We start from the raw sequence: 660 nt of genomic DNA, 5'->3' as shown, positions 1-660 counted from the left end.
CAGCCAGGCAGGATCAGGATGGCAACTGGAAAACGCAGTTCTACGCACCGGATGTGACCCTGCAGCTTTCCGCCAACGCACAAATATTGCCTATCGGTCTGTTGGGAATTGTAGAGTTTTCGCTGGCAGATCTGGATATTCCCCTGTCGGTCAATGCTGGTGGTGGCGAAGGGGCTCTGGTGTCAGCGGAGTGTGCCAAAGGGGCTCAGAACACCGTTGAGTTTGCGGTAAACCTGGAAAGGGAAGTGGCGCGTATCGTTACGGGTTCGCTGGATAGTGACGGAAATCTGCAGCCTGCGGCGCTTGATGCCGATGTCGGCGAACTACAACTTCTTTCCGGAATTTTGAAGCTGGGGCCGTTATTGCATCTCAATGCGGAAGTGGATGGTTCTGTTCCTGGAGTGGAAGAAACCGTTGTGCTGGATCCTCGTTATGACCTCTATTGCGACCCCGTAGAGGGTTGTTCAGATCTGTCTCACGAGGAGCTTGGTGATGGCCTGTCCGGTCTGGATCTGGGGATAACGATCAATGAGGCAACATTGCTGGAAACCGGCCAATTTGGCGGTATTCCCCTGGGCTCGCTGCTTAATCCGGTTGTGGATCTGATTGAAGATTTATTGTCCGATGTGGTGGCCAGCCTCGGTGAAGGCCTGATCAATC

Annotated in this window: 1 protein-coding gene; it reads left to right on the top strand. The window is 53.8% G+C overall.

Annotated features, from left to right (window positions below):
* Positions 1 to 660 (top strand): hypothetical protein (locus A3730_RS32400; RefSeq protein WP_197477750.1); only part of this gene is annotated, 660 nt, incomplete at both ends.

The sequence above is a fragment of the Alcanivorax sp. HI0044 genome (assembly GCF_001634945.1).
This window is presented reverse-complemented; position numbering and strand designations above follow the sequence as displayed.